24 protein-coding genes are annotated in these 21,978 nt (G+C 56.2%); 14 read left to right on the top strand and 10 right to left on the bottom strand.

What is annotated here, in order from left to right:
• The first annotated feature begins 89 nt into the window (after positions 1–89).
• From ACSQ3H_RS18270 to ACSQ3H_RS18240, 7 genes are all read left to right on the top strand, one after another.
• Positions 90–1,118 (top strand): amino acid ABC transporter substrate-binding protein, encoded by a 1,029-nt coding sequence (locus tag ACSQ3H_RS18270; RefSeq protein ID WP_436118340.1) that lies wholly within the window; start codon positions 90–92, stop codon positions 1,116–1,118.
• Between the two features lie 212 nt (positions 1,119–1,330).
• Positions 1,331–2,359 (top strand): amino acid ABC transporter substrate-binding protein, encoded by a 1,029-nt coding sequence (locus ACSQ3H_RS18265; protein ID WP_436118339.1) that lies wholly within the window; start codon positions 1,331–1,333, stop codon positions 2,357–2,359.
• A gap of 111 nt (positions 2,360–2,470) precedes the next feature.
• Positions 2,471–3,667, top strand: coding sequence for an amino acid ABC transporter permease (locus ACSQ3H_RS18260; protein ID WP_436118338.1), 1,197 nt, complete (start codon positions 2,471–2,473; stop codon positions 3,665–3,667).
• A gap of 2 nt (positions 3,668–3,669) precedes the next feature.
• Positions 3,670–4,827, top strand: a complete 1,158-nt coding sequence (locus tag ACSQ3H_RS18255; protein ID WP_436118337.1) for an amino acid ABC transporter permease — start codon at positions 3,670–3,672, stop codon at positions 4,825–4,827.
• A gap of 13 nt (positions 4,828–4,840) precedes the next feature.
• Positions 4,841–5,644, top strand: coding sequence for an amino acid ABC transporter ATP-binding protein (locus ACSQ3H_RS18250; protein WP_436118336.1), 804 nt, complete (start codon positions 4,841–4,843; stop codon positions 5,642–5,644).
• 39 nt (positions 5,645–5,683) lie between these two features.
• A complete protein-coding gene (locus ACSQ3H_RS18245; protein WP_436118335.1) occupies positions 5,684–6,052 on the top strand; it encodes a hypothetical protein in 369 nt (122 codons plus the stop codon).
• On the top strand, positions 6,053–6,211 hold the full coding sequence (locus ACSQ3H_RS18240; protein ID WP_436118334.1) for a hypothetical protein: 159 nt from the start codon (positions 6,053–6,055) through the stop codon (positions 6,209–6,211). It abuts the gene before it with no gap.
• A gap of 3 nt (positions 6,212–6,214) precedes the next feature.
• On the opposite strand, the gene ACSQ3H_RS18235 is transcribed toward ACSQ3H_RS18240, so the two are convergent.
• The gene (locus tag ACSQ3H_RS18235) at positions 6,215–7,492 is read right to left on the bottom strand and encodes an FAD-dependent monooxygenase (protein ID WP_436118333.1); all 1,278 of its coding nucleotides are present in this window, start codon (positions 7,490–7,492) and stop codon (positions 6,215–6,217) included.
• The gene (locus ACSQ3H_RS18230; protein ID WP_436118332.1) at positions 7,489–7,734 is read right to left on the bottom strand and encodes a zinc-finger domain-containing protein; all 246 of its coding nucleotides are present in this window, start codon (positions 7,732–7,734) and stop codon (positions 7,489–7,491) included. Before ACSQ3H_RS18230 ends, ACSQ3H_RS18235 begins: the two co-directional genes overlap by 4 nt.
• A 323-nt stretch (positions 7,735–8,057) precedes the next feature.
• Between ACSQ3H_RS18230 and ACSQ3H_RS18225 the strand changes: the two genes are divergently transcribed.
• Positions 8,058–10,253, top strand: coding sequence for an RNA degradosome polyphosphate kinase (locus ACSQ3H_RS18225; protein WP_436118331.1), 2,196 nt, complete (start codon positions 8,058–8,060; stop codon positions 10,251–10,253).
• The gene (ppx, locus tag ACSQ3H_RS18220; RefSeq protein ID WP_436118330.1) at positions 10,250–11,758 is read left to right on the top strand and encodes an exopolyphosphatase; all 1,509 of its coding nucleotides are present in this window, start codon (positions 10,250–10,252) and stop codon (positions 11,756–11,758) included. The genes ACSQ3H_RS18225 and ppx overlap by 4 nt, the downstream gene beginning before the upstream one ends.
• Before the next feature lie 65 nt (positions 11,759–11,823).
• Here the strand turns inward: ppx and purQ are convergent, their stop codons facing one another.
• The 5 genes from purQ to purC are packed head-to-tail and all read right to left on the bottom strand — an operon-like array spanning position 11,824 to position 13,986.
• Positions 11,824–12,492, bottom strand: a complete 669-nt coding sequence (gene purQ / locus ACSQ3H_RS18215) for a phosphoribosylformylglycinamidine synthase subunit PurQ (RefSeq protein ID WP_436118329.1) — start codon at positions 12,490–12,492, stop codon at positions 11,824–11,826.
• Positions 12,489–12,746, bottom strand: coding sequence for a hypothetical protein (locus tag ACSQ3H_RS18210; RefSeq protein ID WP_436118328.1), 258 nt, complete (start codon positions 12,744–12,746; stop codon positions 12,489–12,491). The genes purQ and ACSQ3H_RS18210 overlap by 4 nt, the downstream gene beginning before the upstream one ends.
• Complete coding sequence (locus ACSQ3H_RS18205; protein WP_436118327.1) at positions 12,739–12,945, bottom strand: hypothetical protein; 207 nt, start codon at positions 12,943–12,945, stop codon at positions 12,739–12,741. The genes ACSQ3H_RS18210 and ACSQ3H_RS18205 overlap by 8 nt, the downstream gene beginning before the upstream one ends.
• A 17-nt stretch (positions 12,946–12,962) precedes the next feature.
• Positions 12,963–13,202, bottom strand: a complete 240-nt coding sequence (purS, locus tag ACSQ3H_RS18200; protein ID WP_106716990.1) for a phosphoribosylformylglycinamidine synthase subunit PurS — start codon at positions 13,200–13,202, stop codon at positions 12,963–12,965.
• Positions 13,203–13,221: 19 nt separating this feature from the next.
• Positions 13,222–13,986 carry a phosphoribosylaminoimidazolesuccinocarboxamide synthase gene (gene purC, locus ACSQ3H_RS18195; protein ID WP_106716989.1) on the bottom strand — a complete coding sequence of 255 codons (765 nt, stop codon included), beginning with the start codon at positions 13,984–13,986 and terminating at the stop codon, positions 13,222–13,224.
• A 302-nt stretch (positions 13,987–14,288) separates the two neighbouring features.
• On the opposite strand from purC, the gene ACSQ3H_RS18190 reads away from it, so the two are divergent.
• Complete coding sequence (locus ACSQ3H_RS18190) at positions 14,289–14,606, top strand: DUF1476 domain-containing protein (protein WP_436118326.1); 318 nt, start codon at positions 14,289–14,291, stop codon at positions 14,604–14,606.
• Between the two features lie 103 nt (positions 14,607–14,709).
• Here the strand turns inward: ACSQ3H_RS18190 and ACSQ3H_RS18185 are convergent, their stop codons facing one another.
• The gene (locus ACSQ3H_RS18185) at positions 14,710–15,633 is read right to left on the bottom strand and encodes a GGDEF domain-containing protein (protein ID WP_436118325.1); all 924 of its coding nucleotides are present in this window, start codon (positions 15,631–15,633) and stop codon (positions 14,710–14,712) included.
• 392 nt (positions 15,634–16,025) lie between these two features.
• On the opposite strand from ACSQ3H_RS18185, the gene ACSQ3H_RS18180 reads away from it, so the two are divergent.
• From ACSQ3H_RS18180 to ACSQ3H_RS18170, 3 genes are all read left to right on the top strand, one after another.
• Positions 16,026–16,790, top strand: a complete 765-nt coding sequence (locus ACSQ3H_RS18180; RefSeq protein ID WP_436118324.1) for an HpcH/HpaI aldolase family protein — start codon at positions 16,026–16,028, stop codon at positions 16,788–16,790.
• A gap of 82 nt (positions 16,791–16,872) precedes the next feature.
• Positions 16,873–17,127, top strand: a complete 255-nt coding sequence (locus ACSQ3H_RS18175) for a type II toxin-antitoxin system Phd/YefM family antitoxin (RefSeq protein ID WP_436118323.1) — start codon at positions 16,873–16,875, stop codon at positions 17,125–17,127.
• Positions 17,120–17,353, top strand: coding sequence for a hypothetical protein (locus ACSQ3H_RS18170; RefSeq protein ID WP_436118322.1), 234 nt, complete (start codon positions 17,120–17,122; stop codon positions 17,351–17,353). The genes ACSQ3H_RS18175 and ACSQ3H_RS18170 overlap by 8 nt, the downstream gene beginning before the upstream one ends.
• A 208-nt stretch (positions 17,354–17,561) precedes the next feature.
• On the opposite strand, the gene ACSQ3H_RS18165 is transcribed toward ACSQ3H_RS18170, so the two are convergent.
• Positions 17,562–18,482 carry a DMT family transporter gene (locus ACSQ3H_RS18165; protein WP_436118321.1) on the bottom strand — a complete coding sequence of 307 codons (921 nt, stop codon included), beginning with the start codon at positions 18,480–18,482 and terminating at the stop codon, positions 17,562–17,564.
• A 317-nt stretch (positions 18,483–18,799) separates the two neighbouring features.
• A complete protein-coding gene (gene rnd, locus ACSQ3H_RS18160; RefSeq protein ID WP_436118320.1) occupies positions 18,800–19,999 on the bottom strand; it encodes a ribonuclease D in 1,200 nt (399 codons plus the stop codon).
• Positions 20,000–20,147: 148 nt separating this feature from the next.
• Here rnd and aspS point away from each other — a divergent pair, with 148 nt between their 5' ends.
• On the top strand, positions 20,148–21,938 hold the full coding sequence (gene aspS / locus ACSQ3H_RS18155; RefSeq protein ID WP_436118319.1) for an aspartate--tRNA ligase: 1,791 nt from the start codon (positions 20,148–20,150) through the stop codon (positions 21,936–21,938).
• The last annotated feature ends 40 nt before the right edge of the window (positions 21,939–21,978 follow it).

Raw genomic sequence — 21,978 nt, 5'->3', positions numbered from 1 at the left:
GGGCCCTTTTCGGGGGTGTGGCGAGCTATCCGCCAATATGATTTTCCTCTCTGGGAACTATGGGCAACAACCTAAAGGGTCAAATTATTATGAAAAATCTTGTTTTGAAGGGCGCCTTGGCAGCCTCAGCGCTCGTCCTTCTTGCGAACGCGGCTTCGGCAGGCGTACTCGATGACGTCAAGAAGAAGGGTTTCCTTCAATGCGGTGTGAACACCGGTCTTCCAGGCTTCGCTTCGCCGAATGACAAAGGTGAGTGGTCGGGTTTTGACGTCGATTATTGTCGCGCAGTTGCTGCTGCCGTTTTTGGTGATGCAACAAAGGTGAAATATACGCCATTGTCCGCGAAAGACCGCCTTCCCGCGTTGCAGTCCGGCGAGATCGACGTTCTTATCCGCAACACAACCTGGACGCTCAGCCGCGATACGCAGGGCTTCGATTTCACTGGCGTCAACTACTATGATGGCCAGGGTTTCATGATCAACTCCAAGAAACTTTCCGGTATCAATTCCGCGCTTCAGCTCTCGGGCGCGTCCGTTTGCGTGCAGGCTGGCACCACGACGGAACTCAATCTCGCGGATTATTTCAAGGCGAACAAGATGGAATACAATCCCGTCGTGTTCGAGAAAGTCGAAGAGGTTAATGCGGCGTACGATTCAGGACGTTGCGATGCCTACACGACCGATCAGTCCGGTCTTTATGCGTACCGGCTGGCGCTAACGGCTCCGGATGATCACATTGTTTTGCCCGAGATCATTTCGAAGGAGCCACTGGGCCCCGTCGTACGCCAGGGTGATCCGCAATGGGCGGACATTATTCGCTGGACTCACTATGCCATGCTGACAGCCGAAGAACTTGGCATTACTCAAGCCAATGTCGATGAAGTAAAGAACGGCGATAATCCTGAAATCAAGCGCGTCCTCGGGCAGGAAGCCAATACCAAGCTCGGTACTGATCTCGGTTTGACCAATGATTGGGTCGTCAACATCATCAAGGCCGTCGGCAATTATGGTGAAGTCTTCGAAAGGAACCTCGGTTCCGGAAGCCCGCTGAAGATTGCACGTGGTATCAATGCTCAATGGAGCAAGGGTGGCCTGCAATACGCAATGCCTATCCGCTGATAGCAGAATATCCTGTTGGAATCCGGGGAGGGGGCTCTCTCCTTTCCGGATTACCCATCCATTCTTGAAGCTATTATAAACATTAGGGAATAACGCGCTGCGCGAGACTATGCCTCTCGAGCGGTAACATGGAGGGTTTTTTCGCCTTTCTGGGGCAACCCTTGAAATCGGGGTTTTCCAGGCTATTGGAACGATTGTTGAAGGATTTTATTATGGGAAAATTCATTTCAGGAGGCGCGTTGGCCGCCTCGATGCTCATGCTGCTATCGACTGCGGCGTCGGCAGGAACACTTGATGACGTCAAGAAAAAGGGCTTCCTGCAGTGCGGGGTAAACAGTGGTCTTGCCGGATTTTCAGCTCCGGATGACAAGGGTGAGTGGGCCGGTTTTGACGTCGATTACTGCCGCGCCGTGTCTGCCGCCATATTCGGCGATGCAACGAAGGTGAAGTTCACGCCCCTGTCAGCGAAGGATCGGTTTCCTGCCCTGCAGTCCGGGGAGATCGATGTCCTGATCCGCAATACGACGTGGACACTGAGCCGCGATGCGCAGGGCATGGATTATATCGGCGCCAATTACTTTGACGGCAGCGGCTTCATGATCAACACCAAAAAGCTGCCGGGGATCAATTCGGCTTCGCAGCTGTCCGGGGCGTCTGTCTGCGTTCAGACCGGTACGACGAACGAACTCGTTACCGCGGATTATTTCAAGGCTCACGCGATGGAATACCAACCCGTCGTGTTCGAGAAGCTGGAAGAAGTCAAAGCCGCCTATGATTCCGGGCGCTGCGATGTCTACAGCACTGACAGGTCGCAACTCTATTCCATTCGACTTTCGCTTTCAGCCCCGTCCGATCATATCGTTCTCCCTGAAATTCTTTCGAAGGAGCCGCTTGGTCCAGCCACTCGCCAGGGCGACAGCCAGTGGACGGATATTATCCGCTGGACGCACTACGCTTTGTTGACGACGGAAGAGCTCGGCATCACCCAAGGCATTGCTGATGCACTGGCGGAGACGGGCGGTCCCGAAATCAAGCGTGTTCTGGGTCAGGAGGTCAATACAAAGCTTGGGACAGATCTGGGGCTAACCACTGACTGGGTCGCAAATATCGTAAAAGCTGTCGGCAATTACGGCGAAGTATTCGATCGGAATCTCGGTGCCGGTAGCCCGCTCAAGATTGACCGCGGCATCAATGCTTTGTGGAACAAGGGAGGCCTGCAATATGCCATGCCAATCCGCTGATCATATCAAATTGTGTACGGGATCCAGCAAGGAAGCTTTGCCTATTCTTCGGATATAGAATAGGTTTTATGACAACGATAACAAAACAAAAATAGTAGAAATGAGGGGTCAATGGCATCGCAGGATATTACGCCTGTCGGCAGAGACAGCGCCAAAGTATCACTTTTATACGATCCGAAATTCCGCGGTTACATCTTTCAGGCGGTGGTAGTGCTTGCGATAGCAGGCCTCGGCTATTGGATCGTCGACAACACAATTGCCAATCTTCAACGCGCTCGCTTGGCAACGGGGTTTGGATTTCTGGATGGCCGCTCAGGCTTCGATATCAGCAGTAGCCCGTACCTGGCTTATACGAGTGATTCAACCTACTTGCAGGCTCTATGGGTCGGCATTCTCAATACGCTGACAGTTGCGGTCGTTGGTATCGTCACCGCGACGATCATCGGCTTCATTATCGGTATCGGCCGCCTTTCGCACAATTGGCTCATCCGCAAGATTTGCACCGTCTATGTGGAAGTCTTCCGTAACATTCCGCCATTGCTGGTCATTTTCTTCTGGTATTTGGGCGTTCTGTCCGTGCTTCCGCAGGCTCGGCAAAGTATCGCCCTGCCACTCAACATGTATCTGAATAATCGAGGCTTCTTTTTCCCGGCACCTGTGTTTGGTGAAGGCGCCGGGCTGGCAGGGGTTGGCCTTCTGGTTGGCATTGCCGGAACGTTCTTCGTGCGGCGCTGGGCCTACAAGCGGCAGATGGCGACCGGACAGCAGTTTCCGGTCGGCTGGACCTCGCTGGGATTGATTATCGGCCTGCCGCTCCTGGCGCTCGCCATCAAGGGTTTCCCGCTGTCATTCGACTATCCGGTCCTTGGCGCATTCAATTTGAGGGGAGGCGCTCAGATTGGTCCGGAGTTCATGTCGCTCTATCTGGCCTTGTCCTTTTACACCGCTGCCTTCATCGCCGAGATCGTCCGTGCCGGCATTCGTGGTGTCGGCAAGGGGCAAAGCGAGGCATCTCATGCTCTTGGACTGCGGGCTGGTCCGACCACTCGCCTGGTGGTGGTGCCGCAGGCGATGCGCATCATCATTCCGCCGCTGACAAGCCAATACCTCAACCTGACCAAGAACTCGTCTCTGGCTGTCGCGATCGGATATCCTGATCTCGTCGCAGTCGGCGGAACGATCCTCAACCAAACTGGCCGCTCCATCGAAGTGGTGGCGATCTTCATGGTCGTGTATCTCAGCCTCAGCGTGCTGACATCGCTCTTCATGAATTGGTTCAACGCCAAAATGGCACTGGTGGAGCGCTGATCATGGTGGATAGTAATTTAAGCTTTGTCCGTACCGAAATGCTTCAGGGACAGACACCGCCTCTGGCGGAAAGAGGCATCGTCCGATGGATGCGTATCAATCTCTTCGCCAGTCCGATTGACTCCGTCCTGACTATTTTCGCCCTTCTGCTTATTGCGTGGTTCCTGCCGCCTGTGATCAACTGGATGTTCGTCCAGGCAGCATGGGTAGGACCCGATCGGTCGGTTTGTTCGACGGTGGCGCAGGGCGGTGTTCAGCCGGAAGGATGGTCAGGCGCCTGCTGGGCCTATGTGAATGCCAACTTCAAACAGTTCATGTACGGGCCCTATCCGCAGGACCAGCATTGGCGGGTCAATCTCGTCGGCATCATGTTCGTACTGCTGCTCATCCCGCTGCTTATTCCCAAAGCACCATACAAAGTGGCAAATGCGATCACGTTCTTCTTCATATTCCCGATCGTGGGCTTTTTCCTGCTCGTGGGCGGCTGGTTCGGTCTTACCTATGTCGAGACACCATTGTGGGGCGGATTGCTGGTCACGCTGGTGATATCTTTCGTCGGCATCTGCGTCTCCCTGCCGCTCGGAATCATTCTGGCGCTGGGGCGGCGTTCGCAGCTGCCGGTCATAAAGATGCTTTGCGTCATCTTCATCGAGACGATTCGCGGTATTCCGCTGATAACCGTCCTGTTCATGGCAAGCTATATGCTGCCACTGTTTTTGCCGCCCGGGGTAACATTCGACAAGTTGCTGCGGGCTCTGATCGGTGTGGCGCTGTTCGCTTCCGCCTATATGGCAGAGGTGGTGCGCGGCGGGCTGCAGGCGATCCCGAAGGGGCAGTATGAAGGAGCTGACTCCCTTGGCCTCGGCTACTGGCAGAAAACGCGGCTGATCATCCTGCCGCAGGCGCTGAAGTTGGTGATACCCAGCATCGTCAATACGTTCATCGGTCTGTTCAAGGATACCAGCCTTGTTTCCGTCATCAGCATGTTCGACCTTCTTGGGACCGTGAAACAACACTTTTCCGATGCCAATTGGGCATCTCCGCAAACACCCATTTCCGGCCTGATCTTTGCCGGATTCGTCTTCTGGATCTTCTGTTTCGGCATGTCGCGTTATTCCATATTCATGGAAAACCGTCTCGATACAGGACACAAACGTTAAGGAGCATATCTTTATGACAACAGAAAACATCATCGACCCGGAAGAAATCCACGTCGACCGTTCGCTCCTGCACGTCTCCAAGACGGAAGTTGCAGTCGAGATCATCAACATGAACAAGTGGTATGGAGATTTCCACGTTCTGAAGGACATCAACCTGAAGGTGATGCGCGGCGAGCGCATCGTCATTGCCGGTCCTTCCGGTTCGGGCAAGTCGACGATGATCCGCTGCATCAACCGTCTGGAGGAACACCAGAGCGGCAAGATCATCGTCGATGGTATCGAGCTCACCAACGATCTGAAGAAGATCGACGAGGTGCGTCGCGAAGTCGGCATGGTCTTCCAGCACTTCAACCTTTTCCCGCATCTGACGATTTTGGAAAACTGCACGCTCGCACCGATCTGGGTGCGCAAGATGCCGAAGAAAAAGGCCGACGAGGTGGCAATGCACTTTCTGGAACGCGTCAAGATCCCGGAGCAGGCCAATAAATATCCGGGCCAGCTCTCGGGCGGTCAGCAGCAGCGTGTGGCGATCGCCCGCTCGCTATGCATGAACCCGCGGATCATGCTCTTCGACGAGCCGACCTCGGCTCTCGATCCGGAAATGATCAAGGAAGTGCTGGATACCATGGTCCGGCTCGCCGAAGAAGGCATGACCATGGTCTGCGTCACCCACGAAATGGGTTTCGCCCGCCAGGTCGCAAACCGCGTGATCTTCATGGATCAGGGTCAGATCGTCGAGCAAAACGCACCGGCGGAATTCTTCGACAATCCGCAGCACGAGCGCACCAAGCTGTTCCTCAGCCAGATCCTGCACTAGCAGTCCTGAACTACGTATCGACTTATTGCGGCGGCCCTCGTGGCCGCCGTCACCACTTTATGTTTTTCAATCTCTGAATTTTACAAAAACCATTATTATCGGATTTTTATGACGGAAAATCTTAAGGAACCACGCAGTGACGAGCTAGAAGAGCAGGCGATAAAGCTCAAGACGCAAAAAAGTGAGATTGGCAAATATGTAGCGGGGGCATTTGATCGTCTATCGACGGCGGCTATCGTCGTAGGATTCATGGGACCCGTGGCTGGAATAATCGCGAACCCTTCATCGATACATCAATTCGATTGGGAGAGGACAATTTGGCTCATTCTTGCCTCTCCCGTATGGATTGTGATATCAATTGTACTTCATATGTTTGGTAGAAATACATTAAGGAAGGGGCTGGGTTAAATGGAAATTTATGCCATTTACATGACGATCGTCCCTTTGATCATTTGGGTCGTTGCTTATTTTTATTACAAATATGAGATGAACCAAATGCATGAGACTGACGTTCGCCTTGCTGAAATCGCCCGCGAGTTGAAGCGGCGCGCTGCACCGGCCGAATAACGTTCAAACCTGTTCTTTTTGCTCTTCGGCATCAAATCCATAAAGCCAATCAAATCCCTTGACGAATTTCTCCGCCGGCCGGTTGCGCAGCAGCATGTTGCGCGCGACGGCCACTGGTCCCTTGGCATGATAGGCGAGATGGTTGAGCGCCCCGCGCCTGACAACTGCGCCGATACGCTTTGTCCGGGCTCTGCTGAATCGGGCGAGGGCAGACGGCCACGCGGCACAGTCCGCACTCAAGGCGCCCGCCAATACGCACGCATCTTCGATGGCCATCGCTGCACCCTGTGCCGCATAAGGCGTCATCGCATGCGCAGCATCGCCGATCAGCACCAGGCGCTCCTCGGTCTGGAACCGGCATTTCTTCATCTCGAATAGCCGCCACGGCGTCCACGGACGACCGGCTCGCATTACATCGCGCAGTCCTGCATGCCAACCGGCGAATTCCCGGATGAAATTCTGGCTCGGACTATCCGGATCGACCGGAACGGCCCAGCGGCGGCCGATCTGGCGGTCAGGCGCAACCGCTACGAAATTGATCATCTGGCCGGAGCGAATGGGATAGGCGATCAGATGCGCATTTGCGCCTGTCCAGGCGACGACGTTGATCCCTGGCGGCAACAGCGTCTTGAACGATTCCGGCAACTGGTCGACCGCCACCGATGATCGCCATGCGATCGTGCCGGTATAACGCGCGCGGTCTGTGTCGGACATGGCGGTGCGCATGTTCGACCACACGCCGTCCGCTCCGACCAGCAGCGCGCCGCGATGTTCCTCGATGCGGTCGTGATATTGCACGCGGACGAGCATTCCCTGGCTGTCCGCCTTGTGCTGGGTCACCGCCGACTGCAGCTGTATGGCAATGTTGGGCCGGCTGCGCGCGAGGGTGAGCAGGGTGTTCTGCAAATCGGCGCGATGGCAAACGATATAGGGCGCACCCCAGCGTTCCTTCGCTTGCTCACCAATCGGCAACCGTAGAAGCGTGTCACCGCTTGTTCCATCCTGCAGGCAGACGGCTTGCGGCTCGACGGATGCGTACTGCAGTTGTTCCATCACACCGAGCCGGCCGAGAAGCCGTGTCGCATTGGGTGAGAGCTGCAACCCCGCGCCGATTTCGGCGAGCGTCGCGCTTTTTTCGAATATCTGGACGTGAAATCCCTTGTCGCTCAGCGCAAGCGCAAGGGTGAGGCCGGCAATACCTGCACCGGCAATAATGATCTGATCAGGATTTGGAATTCGCCTGTTTCGTTCTGTTTTCAGATCGATAAGCGCTGCTTTCAAGCGGCCGTGTCCACATAGGCGCAACCTTCCGGAATGGTCGCATCGGCGTCAAGCGATGCGTCATAGCGATAGAGCGTTGAACAATAGGGGCAGACCTTCTCATTGTCGCTGCCGAGATCCAGGAACACATGCGGATGGTCGAAGGGCGGATTGGCCCCGACGCACATGAATTCCTTGACGCCGATGGTGATGGCTGCATGACCGGCGCTGTTCTGGAAATGAGGGATGCTGTGTCCAGCCATTATTCGCTCCTGGAAAACTCGTCAAACCAGCGCTTGTTGCGCAATTGACTTCTCTTTCATTCCGGTTTGTATCATCCTGATTACGATTTCAAGACGATTGCTATCAAACTGTCAAAAGACTTCTCTATGGTGTGCTTTTAAGTCCGTACTTCACGGAAGTTTTGAGAGGCTTTTGAGAATTCAGCCTGATGGGGCAACTGATGTGATTGTTGAAACCCGGAGCGCAGTGGGACTTTTGGGTTCATGAGCTTTGGTAGGCGCAGAAAATCGCATCGGGTAGCCATCAGGATGGATTGGCAAATGCCTATGATTGGAGAATGACAATGAACGAACAATCGCCCGCAATTCCGGAGCCTGTGGAAAAAGTCGATCTGCCGGACCTGCACACAAGTGTCGATCGTTTCGTCAATCGTGAGTTCTCATGGCTGCAGTTCAACCGCCGTGTGCTGGAAGAAGCCGAGAACACGCATCAGCCATTGCTTGAACGCTTGCGCTTTCTCTCCATCTCCGCGGCCAATCTCGATGAATTCTTCATGGTGCGCATCGCCGGTCTTGCCGGACAGGTGCGAGCCGGTGTTTCCGACCGCAGCGATGATGGGCGCACCGCCCAGGAACAGCTCGAATTCGTTCTCGACGAAGTCGGAAAACTTCAGATTGCCCAGCAGCTGAGGCTCGATGATTTGCGAGCCGAAATGCTCAAGGAAAACATCGAGATCGTTCGTCCGGACAGGTTGACCAAGACTGAGCAGTCCTGGCTGGAAGATCACTTCCTCGAAACCATCTATCCGGTTCTGACGCCGCTCGCCATCGATCCAGCCCATCCGTTTCCGTTCATTCCCAATCTCGGCTTCACCATCGCCATGCTTCTCAACCGGAGCACTGACAATCGTCCGATGACGGCGCTGCTTCGCCTGCCGCAAGCGCTGAAGCGCTTCATCCAGATTCCCGATGACAGCGGACGTTTCCGTTTCCTCACACTGGAGGATGCGATCAGTCTGTTCACCGGGCGACTGTTCCCCGGCTACGAAGTCAAGGGCGCCGGCACTTTCCGCATCATCCGCGACAGTGATATCGAGGTCGAGGAAGAAGCCGAGGATCTGGTCCGTCTGTTCGAAACCGCACTGAAGCGCCGGCGTCGCGGTCAGGTTATCCGCATCGAGTTCGATGATGAAATGCCGGAATCGCTCCGCACCTTCGTCGCGACCGAGCTCGGTGTTCCCGACAACCGCATCAGCGTTCTTGGCGGATTGTTGGCACTCAACATGATTTCGGAAATCGTCAGCATTCCGCGCGCGGATTTGAAATTCGTGCCCTATAATCCGCGTTTTCCGGAACGCGTCCGCGAACATGGCGGCGATTGCTTTGCTGCGATTCGCGAAAAGGACATCATCGTTCACCACCCCTACGAATCCTTCGACGTAGTTGTCCAGTTCCTGCGCCAGGCTGCGGCCGATCCCGACGTGGTGGCCATCAAGCAGACCCTCTACCGCACCTCGAACGACAGTCCGATCGTGCGTGCGCTGATTGATGCCGCAGACGCCGGCAAGTCGGTGACGGCGCTCATCGAACTCAAGGCCCGCTTCGACGAGGAAGCCAATATTCGTTGGGCCCGCGACATGGAGCGCGCCGGTGTACAGGTGGTTTTCGGCTTTATCGAATTGAAAACCCACGCCAAGATGTCGCTGATCGTGCGGCGTGAGGAAAACAAGCTGCGCAGCTATGTGCATCTCGGGACCGGCAATTATCACCCCATCACCGCGAAGATTTATACCGACCTGTCGTTCTTCACATGTGAGCCTTCGATCGGCCGCGATGTGGCTCAGATTTTCAACTACATCACCGGCTACACGCCACCTTCCGGCGAGATGGGCATTGCCGTTTCGCCGATCACGTTGCGTCCGCGCATCATGCAGCATATTGCCGAGGAAATCGCCCACGCCAAGGCCGGCCGTCCGGCATCGATCTGGATGAAAATGAACTCCCTGGTCGATGCAGAAATCATTGACGCGCTCTATGAAGCTAGCCAGCACGGGGTGGACATCGATCTCGTCGTGCGTGGTATTTGCTGTCTGCGTCCGCAGGTTCCGGGCCTTTCCGATAACATAAGGGCGAAATCCATCGTTGGACGGTTCCTCGAACACAGCCGTATTTTCTGCTTCGGCAATGGCGAACCGCTACCGTCGGATAGGGCGCTGGTTTATTTCGGCTCGGCCGACATGATGACCCGTAATCTCGATCGTCGCGTCGAAACTCTGGTTCCGATCACCAATCCAACTGTGCACCAACAGGTTCTTTCACAGATTATGTTGGCGAACCTCCTCGACAATCAGCAGAGTTACGAGTTACTAGCAGACGGAACGTCGCGCCGGATCGCCCCGGCTGACGGGGAAGAGGCTTTTAACGCACAGGAATATTTCATGACAAATCCCAGCCTTTCAGGCCGTGGCAAGTCGCTGAAGTCTTCAGCACCCCGATTGATTGCGCATCGCAAGCGGTCAAAGAGAAATAAGGCTGCATGATATCGGCTGCACAAGGACGCGTGCAGGGGCGTCAACCGGCTGCTGTCATTGATATCGGTTCGAATTCTGTACGTTTGGTGGTGTATGAAGGCGTAAACCGGTCCCCGACGGTTCTGTTCAATGAAAAGATATTGTGCGGCCTTGGCAAGGGGCTGGTAAAGACCAAAAAGCTGAACGCAAAGGCAGTACAAAGTGCTCTTCGCGCCCTGCGCCGCTTCCGCGCGCTCGCTGATCAGGCTGGAGCAGTCTCACTCGATGTCCTGGCGACGGCCGCGGCACGCGAGGCGGAAAACGGTTCGCAGTTCATCAAGGAAGCCGAGGCGCTGCTCAAGGAGCCGATCAAAGTTCTGTCGGGCAGGGAAGAGGCTTATTATTCGGCGCTCGGTATCATCTCCGGTTTTCACGATCCCGATGGCATCGCCGGCGACCTTGGCGGCGGCAGTCTCGAACTGGTCGACGTGAAGGGTCGCCAGATCGGTGACGGCATCACGCTGCCTCTGGGTGGCCTGCGCCTGCAGGATATGTCGGATGGCGATCTGACCGAAGCGGTCAGCATCGCCAGGAAACATTTGTCGACGGCAAAACTTCTCGCCAATGGCAGAGGCCGGACTTTTTATGCGGTCGGCGGCACCTGGCGAAATCTTGCCAAGCTGCATATGAGCGCGACGCACTACCCGCTCCATGTCATGCACCATTATGAAATTCCCTTCGAGGAAGCGCAGCGCTTCCTGAAGCTTGTTGCCGCCGGCTATCTCGACTACATGCGCGGCATCGAGGATGTTTCGAAAAACCGCCGGGCGCTCTTGTCCTATGGCGCTATCGCGCTTCTCGAAACCATCAAGCTGATGCGGCCCTCGAAAGTCGTGTTCTCCGCGCTCGGCGTGCGTGAAGGTTTCCTTTATTCGCTGCTGCCGGAAAGCGAGCAGCTGGAGGATCCGCTGATCTCTGCGGCGGACGAATTGGCTGTGCTGCGGGCCCGTTCGCCGGCCTATGCGCGCGAACTCGCCGATTGGACCGGCGACGCTTTTGCAGCGCTTGGCTATGATGAAACCGAAGACGAAAAGCGCTATCGCCGTGCGGCTTGCCTCGTTGCGGATATCAGCTGGCGGGCGCATCCGGATTATCGCGGCTCACAGGCCTTGAACATGATCTCGAATGCTGCCTTTGTCGGCATCGATCATCCCGGCCGCGCTTATATCGCACTTGCCAATTTCTTCCGGCACGAAGGCATTACCAACAGCGTGGCGGATCCCGAACTCGCGGCCATCGCCAGTCCGCGACTGCTCGAATATTCGAGGATTCTCGCGGCGATCATGCGGATCACCTATCCGTTTTCCGCTTCGATGGCAGGGGTTGTCCCGAAACTTTCCTGGAAGACAACGGCTGAAGGGCTCGACCTCGTGGTCGACAAGAGCAAGGCCGATCTCATCGGCGACGTCCCGGAAGGCCGCCTGCAGCAACTGGCAAGGCTGACGGGCAAGAACCTGAAGATGGTTGTTGGCTAAAATGCAATAGGGTCCTTCGGGTCACACGACCCGAGGGCTTCTGTCATCACGCAAGAAGGATGACCTCAGGCGGCGATCCCCAGCACGCCTGTGAACAGCGCGCGGCCGTCCGTACCGCCGTGGGCCGCTTCGATGAGGTTTTCCGGATGCGGCATCAACCCCAGCACATTGCCGTTCTTGTTGATGATACCGGCGATATCGTTCATCGAGCCGTTCGGATTGGTGCCTTCCGCATAACGGAACACCACCTGGCCATCGCCCTCGATGCGCGCCAGTGTCTCTGCATCGGCAAAGTAATTGCCGTCATGATGCGCGACAGGGCACTGGATGATCTGCCCGTGCGAATAGCCGCGAGTGAACGGCGTATTGGCGTTGGTGATTTCAAGCTTCACCTGGCGGCAGACGAATTTGAGCGAGGCGTTGCGCATCAGCGCGCCGGGCAGGAGGCCGGCTTCCACCAGGATCTGGAAACCATTGCACACGCCCATCACCATGACGCCTTTGTTGGCCTTTTCGCGGATCGCTTCCATCACCGGCATGCGCGCGGCGATGGCGCCACAGCGCAGGTAATCGCCATAGGAAAAGCCGCCGGGGATGACGATCAGATCGACATCGGGAATTTCCGTGTCCGTCTGCCACACCGTATGCGGTGCAACACCGGAAATCTTTGTCAGCGCCGCAATCATGTCGCGGTCGCGGTTGAGGCCGGGAAGGAGTACAACTGCTGATTTCATGGGTGCGGTTCAAACCTTGCTTGTGCTTCTGCGAGCTCTCTAAGTTCGAGACGATTTTCGATACGTTCGAGACGCTCGTCGAGCTGATGCATCATTGTGTAAATGTTGGTAATGTCACTCTGGCCGGCCTGGATCAACAGACGAAGCGAACTCGTCTCGTTTCGCAAGTCGCGAATTCCCGTGTCGGCCTTATCAACTCGCTGGTGAAATCGACGCAAAAGCTCGTGAATAAAATCCTGCGCCGCTTCAGACATTAATTGCACCCGAGCTGTCGAAGCGATTTCCAAACAGCTCTCTCTTCAAGGCATCGTTCTTTGCTTGCCCTGCCGCAAGTTCCTTGTTCGTCTCCTTCATGAAGGAGACGAGGTCTTGCAGGTCATCAAGATTCTTTTGAAATCGCTTGTCGAGCTTCAATAACTCCTCATAAAGTTTTTGGTTTGTAATGGTTTCCATCGAAATCTCCGGAATCGTCAATCAATAGCAAAACTATAATCTTCAATCACGGTATTGGCGAGGAGCTTTTCGCACATCGCCTTGAGGTTCGCCTCGGCCTTTGCCTTGTCGCTCGTATCGAGTTCGACATCGAAAACCTTGCCCTGGCGAACCGAACCGACACCCTCGAAACCGAGGCTGCCCAGCGCGCCGACGATCGCCTTGCCCTGCGGGTCAAGAACGCCATTCTTCAAGGTTACAGTGACACGTGCCTTCATCGATCTGTCTTCTCCGGTGCTATTTGACCAATACCGGCCCCGCAGGCCGCGTCGGTTCGTTTTCATTCATGATGCCGAGACGGCGCGCGACTTCCTGATAGGCCTCGATCAGCCCGCCCATATCGCGGCGGAACCGGTCCTTGTCCATCTTCTCGCTCGTCTGCGCGTCCCAAAGCCGGGCACTATCCGGCGAGAACTCGTCGGCAAGGACGATGCGCATCATTTCGCCTTCGTAAAGCCGGCCGCATTCGATCTTGAAATCGACGAGCTGGATGCCGACGCCAAGAAACAGTCCGCTCAAAAAGTCGTTGATGCGGATGGCCAGCGCCATGATGTCGTCGATTTCCTGCGGTGCAGCCCAGCCAAACGCCGTGATGTGCTCTTCCGAGACCATCGGATCGTCGAGTTCGTCGTTCTTGTAGTAGAACTCGATGATCGAGCGTGGCAGCACAGTACCTTCCTCGATACCGAGGCGCTTTGCCAGCGAGCCGGCGGCGATATTGCGCACGACCACCTGCAGCGGGATAATCTCGACTTCCTTGATCAGCTGCTCGCGCATGTTGAGGCGACGGATGAAATGCGTCGGGATACCCATGCGGTTGAGCTGGCTGAAGATATATTCGGAAATGCGGTTGTTGAGGACGCCCTTGCCGTCGATCACTTCCGTTTTCTTGGGGTGAAGCACAGTTGTATCGTCTTTGAAGTGCTGGACGAGCGTGCCCGGTTCTGGTCCTTCGTAAAGGATCTTTGCTTTGCCTTCGTAGACACGGCGGCGACGGTTCATTGCGGATTCTCTGGTATTGGAGTTATCGGTCGGCCTTGGGTCTTGGCCGTCATGTTGGCGCGCTAACTATCGCAAAAGCAAGCATTCTACAATGATCCTTTATGGAGCTCCCCCGTTTTATGGATTATATGAACAATGTGATCCAGCTTAAGCCAATGAAGTTCAATTGAGACTTCCGATTTTGCGCAGAACCATTATATGGAACTCAGGAAACGAAAAAACATCGAGTATCGCCTGAAAAACGCCCAAGAGCCTGTTGTAATACACAATTGATCAAATAATTTGCGGGAGCAAAGCAGAGGATGACAATGGAAGATCGCAAAAACGCCTTTGAAAACAAGTATGCGCATGACGCAGAAGTGCGTTTCAGGGCGGAAGCCCGCCGCAACAAGCTTCTCGGCCTTTGGGCGGCGGAAAAGCTCGGCAAGACCGGCGAAGAGGCCGATGCTTATGTGAAGGAAGTCATCAAGGCCGATTTTGTCGAAGCTGGCGACGATGACGTCTTTCGCAAGATCCGCGCTGATTTCGATGCGGCCGGCGTCGACAAATCCGACCATCGCATCCGCCGCACCATGGAAGAAATGATGATCGAGGCCATCCGCCAGATCGAAGGTTCTTAAAGCGACGGTACATAACGTTTTACGACCGCTGCATCAATTTGGAGAAGCGCGTGAATGTCACGCGCTTTTCGCGTTTTGTGCCCTGCATGGCTGGCTTTCGCATCTATATCACGCCGATGCGGTTTCGCCCTCCAAGCTTGGCTTCATAAAGCGCAAGGTCGGCGCGGGCAAAAAGGTCCTGCGCGCTGTCTCCCATGCGTACTGCCGTAATGCCCACCGAACAGGTGTAGGCGAAATCCGGAAGAACCGTCAGCGGCCGTGTCGTCCGGATGCGTTCCATCACGCGTTCGAGCATATGAATGCCTGCGTTGAGCTCCGTATCCGGCAGGATCAGCATGAATTCTTCGCCGCCGATCCGGCCGAAACAATCGAACCGCCTGACGAACGAATGGGTGTGCCTGGCGAAATCGAGCAGAACCTGGTCGCCCGACTGATGCCCGTAGCGGTCGTTGATCGTCTTGAAATTGTCGATATCGAGAACCGCCACGCAGCCCTTCATCCTCTCGTCCGGCGGCAATTCCCGGCCCGCCAGTTCCTCGAGCTTGGTCATGATGAAACGCCGGTTGGCAACGCCGGTCAGCTCGTCCGTCTGCGAAGCCCGCAAGGCAAGATCCCGATCCTGCCGCAGCCGGCGATCGTCCGTGCGCAATGGCGTGATATCGCTGGCGATGCAGAGCATCCAGCCGTCCTGCTGGACCGTTTCCGTCATCCATAGCCAGCGGCCGTCGACGAGATCCGTCTCGAAGGCGCGGAACGGCACCTTTCCGCGGCGCGACTGGGTCGAGACAAGCCAATCGTCGAAATTGCGCGTGGTGAGCACAGTCCCGAGCCCCGCATGGTAGTTGCGCCGCATCAGATCGCCCCAACCCGGCTGCTCCCCCGGCGCCAGATGGAAGGCCGCGCGCCAGCTCTTGTTGGCGTAGCGAAGGATATCGTCGTGGTCATACAGCGCGATCAGGACCAGGCTGTCGTCCTGTGACGACACAAGGTTTAGAAGAACCTCATCTGCATTTCTGGAACCTGTCATTATGACCGTGAGCTGATTGTTCGGCGGATGATCGAATCCGCTCTTCTTACATCAAATCGCCGGAATAATCGACGCACCGCGGAAAAATTGGCGTAGGCAAGACGTCGTGTTTCAACGGGGAGGGCATGCCAACGTATTGCAACTATTGCTATTTTTTATTTTGGTGCAGTGCAGTATTGCCTTAGGCGCGAAGGGATCAGACTGATCCTGTAACGTCCGCAACGTTCCTCGCGATTCGTGGGATGCGGGGAACTGAGGTGTTTGTTTGAGCGGCTCGTTGAGCATGCTGATTATGACACCTGAAAGTACCTGCCGCGTTTCTGGTCCCGCCCCTTGACCATCGCCATCCACGTTTCCCATACTCCCCCAAATCACCACACGAGGAATCCCCCATGTCGCTCGCATCGCGTCTGAAATCCGGCGAAACCATCTATTCGGGCTGGTCGCATCTGACCGATCCGTTTGCCATGGAGGCGCTCGCACGCACGCCGCTCGATGCCGTGCTTTTCGACATGCAGCATGGCCCGCACGATTCAGCAAGCGTCGCAGCGCTCACCGGCATCCTGCGCAGCGCCCAAAAACATGCGCTGGTACGCATTCCGGTCGGGCGCTTCGATATGGCGAGCCGCGCCTTGGATTTCGGCGTCGAAGGCGTCGTCGCGCCGATGATCAATTCGGTCGAGGATGCACGGCTCTTTGCCGCCGCGATGAAATATCCGCCGCTCGGCGAACGCTCCTGGGGCCAGTTGCGCGGCCGCCCTGACAGCTATGGCGCGGGCGGTTCCGGCGGCTATCTGCGTGAGGTCAACGAGTCGACGCTTGCCTTCGCCATGATCGAGACCCGCGCCGCCTATGTTGCTCTGGACGGCATATTGGCGGTTGACGGTATAGACGGCGTGTTCGTCGGCCCGTCGGATTTCTCCATAGCCTGGAGCAACGGGCAGGAGGTGGATGCAGCTTCCGAAGCCATCATCGAGCCGTTGACGCAGATTGCCGCGAAGACGAAGGCTGCAGGCAAGCTCTGCGGCATATATGCTGCGACTCCGGCGCTGGCAAAGCGCTTCGTCGGTCTGGGCTATACTTATATTCCTCTTGGCGTCGACACCGCCTATCTGACCTCAGGCGTGCAGAGCTTGCTGGACGCTGTGAAGGCGTAGGCCAATTGACGATTTTAGCTAAAACGGCTGAATTACATAAAACAGCTAAATTAGCTAAAACAGTAATTCAGGAAAAGCTGTCATGGCACGTTTTACGTTAACAGATCTTGGGAACAAATCGGGTGAAGTGGTGGAGGCCGCGTTCAACGGGCCAGTTGATATCACCAAGCGCGGCAAGCGAAAATTCGTGCTCATGACCGCCGACCAATTTGACCGCCTCAAAAGCGCAAGTTCTCAACGGGCGTTCCGGTCGGACGATTTGACGACAGAGGAACGCGACTCCTTCTTGTCAGGTCTCGATGCGGTTGCTCATGAGGGCGATCGATCGAATGACTGAGACCCTCCATGGCCAAGTCATTCTTTATTCCTATCTCTGGGCGCGAGAATATGATCGCGGCGAGGAAAGCGGGCGGAAATCACGCCACACTTGCGTCATGTTAATTATAGCAGGCAAGGGCGGGAAGCAGACGCCGCTCCTTTTTCCGATCACCAGCCAATTGCCCCGGCCAGATGCGCATGCCATAGAAATTCCGGAAACTGAAGCTCGACGTGCCAAGCTTTAAACGCCTGCATGGGTTATCGTCGATGAATTCAACACCGATGATCTGACGACATCGTTTGCACTTCAGGACTCTCAACCTCTTGGCATCTTTACGCGAAAGTTCATGTCCCGCATCGCCGCAGAAGCTGCAGGAGCCATTCGAGCGGGGGCCGTTCGTGCCGTACCGCGCCGCTAGGCGCTTTATTCAACTTATCTGGAGCTATATCCATTCAAACTGCTGCGGCAACTGCTTTCCGGCGCGACGGCAACGTCATGGCGGCGACGCCCGCAATGACGCAGATGAGACCGATCCATGCGGTCGAGTTCAGGCCTTCGCCAAGGAAGAGCACGCCTATGCCGACGCCGATGGGTACGCGTAAATAAGCTTGCGATGTAGTACTGACCGAACCCAGCGTGTGGATAAGCCGGAAGTAGATCACGAAGGCCAGCGCCGTCGAGAAGATCGACAGGCCAAGCAGGGCAAGGATCGAATGCGCCGATGGAGCGATGGTCCAGGGCTGGTCGACGACGAGGCTGACCGGAATGAGCAGCACCGCGCCGCAGAGGAGCGAGCCCGCAGCCGGCATCATCGGATCGAGCCCCTTGAAGCCTCGTCCGAAGATTGCCGCGGCGGCATAGGAGATCGTGGCGACCACAATCGCCAATTGCGATACCAGTTCCTTGCCCAGGCCGTTGAATGCTTCGAGCCCGATAATCAGGCTGATGCCGACAACCCCGGCGACAACGCCAAACAGCTTGCGCGCCGTTACCGTTTCATGACGCGTGATCAGAACCGTCAGCAGGAAGGCGAAGATCGGGGTAGTCGAATTGAGGATGGTCGCGAGCCCGGCATTCACCGTCAGCTCTGCCCAGGCGATTAACGTAAATGGTATGACGCTGTTGATGCAGGCCTGAATCAGGAACCGCTTCCAGATGGCCGGGTCTCTTGGCAGGGACAATCCACGCATTTTGATGATCGCTAGAAGCAGCCCGCCGGCAATCAAAGTCCGCGCCGCGATGAAAGTGATTGGCGGGATGGTTTCGACGCCGATCTTGATAAAGGTATAGGACGCACCCCAAAGCGTCGCGAGGACGGCGAGGAGGGCGATTTCTTTTGCGAGTATCGGGGCAGGGGTCGTCGAAGGGGTCATGATGGTTTGCTTAATTTTGCTGCAATGATCTTGTGCGTGGTTCGACAAGCTCACCATGAGGGAGTGAGTGGGTTGCAAGAGCCGAGAGCTGCAACCTTAGCGACTATCACTGCAATCAATCCTCCTCCCTCATGGTGAGCTTGTCGAACCACGCACATCAATGCAGTAAATTTTCTCTCGATGCTTCGATCAAGACCGAACTATAAGTTTCGAGCAAGCCTGTTTCGATCCGAGACAGAAATCGCACAAGAATTTGCGATTCCTACTCAAGGATGGTCGATTCCTATGCAAGAATCATCGAATCTGGCGCAAGAATTTCAATCTCCAGTAGAAATTTTGGTGTTCGCGATTGAATCTTCCTCGACAGGCCACTCCACAGCGCGGATTTTCTTGTTCTCGAATTTGAGGCAAAGCTCGCCATTGATGAGCTGCAGCGCCTTCTCGCCGAAGACTTCGCGACGCCAGCCCTGCAGCGCCGGAATGTCATCCGCATCGCCTTCAGCCGCGATTCTGTCGATCTCGTCGGAGGTCGCGACGACCTTGGCGGCGACACCATGCTCCTCGGTGACGAGCCGCAACAGCACCTTGAGAAGCTCCGCCGCAGCGCCAGCCCCTTCGGGCGACTGTACCGATTTCGGCAGGCGTGGCATGTCTTCCTTGGGCAGGTCGAGCGCCAGATTGACCGCATTGAGCAAGCCTACTGCCATGCTGGAACGCTCCCAACCCTTTGGAATCGTTCGCAAACGCGACATCGCTTCCGCATCGCGCGGCTGCTGCTGCGCGATCTCGTAGATCGCATCGTCCTTGATGACCCGGCCGCGCGGCACATTGCGTTCGCGCGCTTCCCGCTCACGCCAGGCGGCGACACTGCGCAGGACGGCGAGTTCCACCGGCTTGCGCAGCCGCATCTTCAGCCGCTTCCACGCATCGTCCGGATGCATGTCATAGGTCTCGCGCGCGGTGAGGATCTTCATCTCGTCAAGGACCCACTCCGTACGGCCCTCCTCTTCGAGGCTGTTCTTCAGATGCAGGTAGATGTCGCGCAGATGGGTCACGTCCGCCAGTGCATAGTCCAGTTGCTTTTCCGAGAGCGGACGTCTGCGCCAGTCGGTGAATCGCGATGATTTATCGATCTGCGCGCCAACGATCCGTTGCACCAACTGGTCGTAGGCGATTGCATCACCAAAACCGCAGACCATCGCCGCAACCTGGGTGTCGAAGACGGGATGCGGGATCAGATTGCCGAGATGGAAGATGATTTCGATGTCCTGCCGCGCGGCGTGGAAAACCTTGACGATCTTTTCATTGGCCATGAGCTTGAAAAACGCAGCAAGATCAAGGCCCGGGGCCAAGGCGTCGACAATTGCCGTATGGTTGGGCGACGCCAGCTGGATAACGCATAGCTCCGGCCAGAACGTGGTCTCCCGGATAAATTCCGTATCGACGGTCACGAAGTCGGATTGTGAAAGGGCGGCAACAGCCTGTTCAAGCTGATCAGTGGTTGTAATCATGGTCATGAAATTTCTATACCGAATGGATGAGCGTTTGTCTCTGCCCCAATCCTGATCTTGACAAATCACCCTCAAAATGCGCTTGTCCGCCCAAATTCCTGGACCGCTTGCGGGACTTTCCACGCTTGTCCATCCCATATCAGAGGCACTTATCATGCACCGTTACCGCAGCCATACCTGCGCCGCCTTGCGTAAATCGGACGTTGGTTCGACTGTTCGACTTTCAGGCTGGGTCCACCGCGTCCGCGACCATGGCGGCATTCTCTTCATCGACATCCGCGATCATTACGGTCTGACGCAGATCGTCGCCAGCCCGGATTCGCCCGCCTTCAAACTGGCAGAAACCGTGCGCAGTGAATGGGTTATCCGGGTTGACGGCGAAGTGAAGGCCCGCACCGATGACACGATCAATCCCAACATGCCAACTGGCGAAATCGAGGTTTTTGCCCGAGAAATCGAGGTTTTGTCCGCTGCCAAGGAACTGCCCTTGCCGGTTTTCGGCGAGCTCGACTATCCGGAAGACATCCGCCTGAAATACCGCTTCCTCGACCTGCGCCGCGATACGCTGCACAGGAACATCATGTCGCGCACCAAGATCATAGCCGCCATGCGCCGGCGCATGACCGATATCGGCTTCACTGAGTTTTCGACGCCGATCCTGACCGCGTCGTCGCCCGAAGGTGCGCGCGACTTCCTCGTGCCGAGCCGTATCCATCCCGGCAAGTTCTACGCGCTGCCGCAGGCGCCGCAGCAGTACAAGCAGCTGATCATGATGTCCGGTTTCGATCGTTACTTCCAGATCGCGCCGTGTTTCCGCGATGAAGACCCGCGCGCCGATCGTCTTCCGGGCGAATTCTACCAGCTCGATATCGAGATGAGCTTCGTCGAGCAGAACGATGTGCTTTCGACCATGGAACCCGTATTGCGCGGCGTTTTTGAGGATTTCGCCGACGGCAAGCCGGTCACGCAGGAATTCCCGCGCATCGCCTATGATGACGCCATGCGCAAATATGGTTCGGATAAGCCAGACCTGCGCAACCCGATCGAGATGCAGGCGGTGACCGAGCACTTCGCCGGCTCCGGCTTCAAGGTTTTCGCCAACATGATCGCCAACGATCCGAAGGTGGAAGTTTGGGCGATTCCGGCCAAGACCGGCGGCTCACGCGCCTTCTGCGACCGCATGAATTCCTGGGCGCAAGGTGAAGGCCAGCCTGGTCTCGGCTATATCTTCTGGCGCAAGGAAGGTGAAAACCTCGAAGGGGCAGGGCCGCTTGCCAAGAATATCGGGCCGGAACGCACCGAAGCGCTGCGCATTCAGCTCGGCCTTGACGACGGCGACGCGGCGTTCTTCGTTGCCGGCGATCCCAAGAAGTTCGTGTCCTTTGCGGGTAGCGCCCGCACACGCGCCGGTGAAGAGTTGAACCTTGTCGACCGCGACCAGTTCAATCTGTGCTGGATCGTCGATTTCCCGTTCTTCGAATGGCTGGAAGACGAGAAGAAGATCGATTTCGCCCACAATCCATTCTCCATGCCGCAGGGTGGCATGGATGCGCTGGAAAACCAGGATCCGCTGACGATCAAGGCTTTCCAGTACGATTTGGTCTGCAACGGCTTCGAGATTGCCTCGGGCGGTATCCGCAACCATTTGCCGGAAACCATGGTCAAGGCGTTTGAGGCTGTCGGTCATTCTCGCGAAACCGTGGAAGAGGACTTCGGTGCCCTCTACCGCGCGTTCCAGTACGGCGCGCCTCCACATGGCGGCATGGCGGCCGGCATCGATCGTATCGTTATGCTGCTCGTCGGCGCAAAGAACCTGCGCGAGATCACAATGTTCCCGATGAATCAGCAGGCGCATGATCTGCTGATGAACGCCCCGTCGGAAGTGTCGCAGGCCCAGCTTCGCGAGTTGAATATCCGGCTCAATCCGGTGAAGAAAGAGATTTAAAAATCTCCTCTAACCGACTCCAGACAAATAAAAAGCCCGG

The organism is Phyllobacterium sp. LjRoot231 (assembly GCF_964253365.1).
In the GTDB taxonomy this organism is placed as follows: domain Bacteria; phylum Pseudomonadota; class Alphaproteobacteria; order Rhizobiales; family Rhizobiaceae; genus Phyllobacterium.
Note: the sequence above shows the minus strand (reverse complement) of the source record. Positions and strands in the feature narration are given on the sequence as shown.